The organism is Blautia sp. An249, from assembly GCF_002159835.1.
GTDB classification, from domain to species: Bacteria; Bacillota; Clostridia; order Lachnospirales; family Lachnospiraceae; genus Blautia_A; species Blautia_A avistercoris.
The window spans coordinates 1-670 of record NZ_NFJL01000065.1; the positions used below are offsets into that span (position 1 = coordinate 1).

General features: G+C 62.8%; 1 protein-coding gene. It reads left to right on the forward strand.

Annotated features, from left to right (window positions below; genetic code table 11):
- The coding region (locus B5F53_RS19510) for a CD1108 family mobile element protein (protein WP_442856305.1) at positions 1-670 on the forward strand (670 nt) is incomplete at both ends.

Here is a 670-nt window from a genome sequence, read left to right on the forward strand (position 1 = left end):
GGCGGAGCGGCAGGCGGGAAAGGCCATCCGCAGCGCCAGACGGCGGCACAAGCTGAAACCCTACCGGGCGGCGGCCAAGGCCGAGAAAAAGTCTATCGCCGCCAACGCCGAGTTTGTGTATCAAAAATCCCTGCGGGATAACCCGGAAATGGCCCAGGCGGTGAAGAACCCCGTTTCCCGCCTCTGGCAGAAACAGAAAATCAAGCGGGAATATGCCAAAGCAGCGCGGGCGGCAGGCCAGACGGCCCAGGGCGCGGCGGGAGCCGCAGCCAGGGCCGCCAAGAACAGCGCAGCCGCAGCCAAGAGAGCCGCCAAGGAGAGCCAAAAGACCGCTTCCTTTGTGGCCCGGCACTGGAAAGGCGTGCTGCTCGTCGGCGGCGTGGGCCTTATGCTTCTGCTGATTATGGGCGGCCTGCAATCCTGCACCGCCATGTTTGGTAGCGCCGGAACGGGGCTTGCGGCCACCTCCTATCTCTCCGAGGATGAAGATATGCTGGGGGCCGAGTCCGCCTACTCCGATTTGGAGGCGGATTTGCAGCATGAGCTGGACAACTACGAAAGCCTGCACCCCGGCTACGACGAATACCGCTTTAACCTGGACGAGATCGGCCATGACCCCTATGTGCTGACTTCCATCCTGGCGGCACTCCATGAGGGCGTGTTTACCCTG